We start from the raw sequence: 2,811 nt of genomic DNA on the forward strand, positions 1-2,811 counted from the left end.
GGGCGTGACCGACGGCTCCGCGCGGGCCTGCTTGTCGCGGTGCTTCTTTTTCTTTGCGAAGGACGGCGCATCGTCGAATTTCGCGCCGCGCTCGCCGGGCGGTTTGCCGCGTGGCTTGAATTCAGGCGCCTGCCGCGGGCGCTCGTCGCGGCGTTCGCGACGGTCGCCATCGTTCCTCTCGCGGCGCGGCGCGTCCGAGCGCCCCTCCGGCGCCTGGTGCTGCGGGGCGTCCGCCATCGGCTCGATGCGGATGCTGTCTTCCTTGTCCGGACGCTTGATCTTGGCGGCAAAGGATTCCGCGGCCCGCTCGGAGATCTCGAACTCGGTGACAGTGTCCATGATCTTGATGGCGCCGATGTCGCGCTTGTCGATGCCGCCGCGGCGGCAGATCATCGGCAGCAGCCAGCGCGCCTCGGCATTCTTGCGTCGTCCGATCGCGGCGCGGAACCAGACGCTGCCCTCGGCCATGCCGTGCTTCGACGATGCCTTTGCGGACTTGGCGCGAGGTTTCGCGGGACGATCCTCGCCGCCTTCAAACCTGTCGCGGCCACGCTCCTCGCGCGGCCGGGAAGTTCGCTCGCCGGGATCGATGATGTCCTCGGGCGACGGCAGCCGCGCCCGGTAGAGCCGCGCCAGCGCCGCGGCGATGTCCTCCGCCGAGCGCTCGGCCAGGAGCGCCTGCGCCAAAGCCAGATCGTCGGCGGTGGTCTCCTCCGTGAACAGCACGTCCTTCATGCGCGCATGATCGAGCTTGCGGATCTCGTCCGCCTGCGGCGCAGTGCCCCAGACTGCCTCGACGCCTGCGAGATCGAGCAGCAGCTCCGCGCGCCGCCGCCGGGCCGGCGGCACCAGGATGACGCTCGTCCCCTTCCGGCCCGCACGTCCCGTGCGGCCGGAGCGGTGCTGCATCACCTCGGCGTCGTTGGGCAGGTCGGCTTGGATGACGAGGTCGAGGCTCGGCAGATCGATGCCGCGGGCGGCGACGTCGGTCGCGACGCAGACGCGAGCGCGTCCATCCCGCAAGGACTGCAACGCCAGGGTGCGCTCGTTCTGGGTCAGCTCTCCCGACAGCGCGACGACGGAAAAGCCGCGCTCCAGGAGGGCCGCCTGCAAGTGCCGGACGGCGTCGCGCGTGCTGCAGAACACCAGCGCGCTCGGCGCCTCGTAGAAGCGCAGCACGTTGACCACGGCATGTTCGACGTCGGCGGGCGCGATGCGGATCGCGCGATACTCGATGTCGGCGTGACCGCCCTCGTCGCCCGCGACCTCGATCCGGAACGCGTCGCGCTGATATTGCCTGGCGAGCGCGACGATGCCGCGTGGAAAGGTCGCCGAGAACAGCAACGTGCGGCGCGTCTCCGGCGTGGTCTCGAGGATGAACTCCATGTCCTCGCGAAATCCGAGATTGAGCATCTCGTCGGCTTCGTCGAGCACGACCGCCTGCAGCTCGGAGATGTCGAGACGGCCGCGGCGCAAATGATCGCACAGCCGCCCGGGCGTGCCGACGACGATGTGCGCGCCGGCGGCGAGCTCGCGCTGCTCGCGCCTGGGGTCCATGCCGCCGACGCAGGAGACGACGCGCCCGCCCGCGCGCCCGTAGAGCCAGGCCAGCTCGCGCTGGACCTGAAGCGCAAGCTCGCGGGTCGGCGCGACGATCAGGGCAAGCGGGGCGGCCGCAGGTCCGAACTGCTCGGAATCGTCGAGAAGATTTTTGGCAATGGCGAGTCCGTAGGCGACGGTCTTGCCGGAGCCGGTCTGGGCCGACACCAGCAGGTCCCGGCCGGTGGCTTCGTGAGCGAGCACCGCAAGCTGGACGGGTGTCAGTGAATCGTAATTCCGCTCGGCCAAAGCGCGGGCGAGCGGCGGGGTCAGGGCCGGAAGAGACACGGGATGGAAACCTTGGTTAATTCAGGCGCGCGAACGGTAAACCGGCGGGCCTGAGCTCGCGTGCGCGGCAGCTGGCCAGCAACACGGGCGATTTGATTTGGATGCTCTTTACGCCAAGCGCGGAGAAATCACCATGCCTATGTTGCATGGCTTGCGGGAAAGCACCGCGCCCAGGGGTTGCAGGATTGCTGCCATTACCCGTTCTGAATACAGAACGCCCCATACACCGCGCCTTAGCGACTGTCGGTCCGGCACACACCAATGTGCCCCCGGGATGCGACGATCCATCGACCGCTCAAGAAAACTCCGGAACGAGGGCGGCGGCCGCTTCTTGTATCGAACGCCAGGCCGTTTCAATATCGACCGCGTCGGTGGAGATCGTGCCGATCGAGACGCGGACCATCCAATGCCCCGCCGCGATGGCGGGCGTGACATAAGCTTGACCGGAGGCATTCACTGCATGCGCCCACGCGCGCGTGAATTCATCGAGACGATGGGAAGGCACAGACTTCGGACGGTTCACGATGCAGACGGTTTGCAGAGCGACGGGCGCGATGACGTGCCAGCCCGGTGTTGCCTCGACTTTCGACCGAAGATCTCGAGCCAAGGCAATGTCGCGCCGTAACCTGGCTTGCAACCCGGAAACGCCCTGCTCCCGAATGGCGAACCATAGTTTCAGCGCCCTGAACCGCCGTCCGAGAGGAATGCCGGTGTTACGCAGATTGCGGACCTTCTCGTCGGCCTGAGATTGCAGGAAGCTCGGGTCGGCAGACATCACCCTGAGGAGGTGAGGTTCGTCCCGAACGAAATAGAGCGAGCAGTCAAAGGGGACGCCGAGCCATTTGTGCGCGTTGATCACCACACTGTCGGCGCTCTCGATGCCGTCCCACATCCACCGCAGCTCCGGCAAGATCATCGCATTCC

General features: G+C 67.1%; 2 protein-coding genes. Both read right to left on the reverse strand.

The window, feature by feature from the left end; translation table 11 throughout:
• Nucleotides 1–1,887 (reverse strand): DEAD/DEAH box helicase (locus JHD07_RS32945; protein ID WP_291629722.1); only part of this gene is annotated, 1,887 nt, incomplete at its 3' end.
• 295 nt (nucleotides 1,888–2,182) lie between these two features.
• On the reverse strand, nucleotides 2,183–2,811 hold a 629-nt coding region (locus JHD07_RS32950), incomplete at its 5' end, for a pyridoxal-dependent decarboxylase (protein ID WP_291629724.1).

Origin of the sequence: Bradyrhizobium sp., assembly GCF_016462955.1 — a bacterium.
In the GTDB taxonomy this organism is placed as follows: Bacteria; Pseudomonadota; Alphaproteobacteria; order Rhizobiales; family Xanthobacteraceae; genus Bradyrhizobium.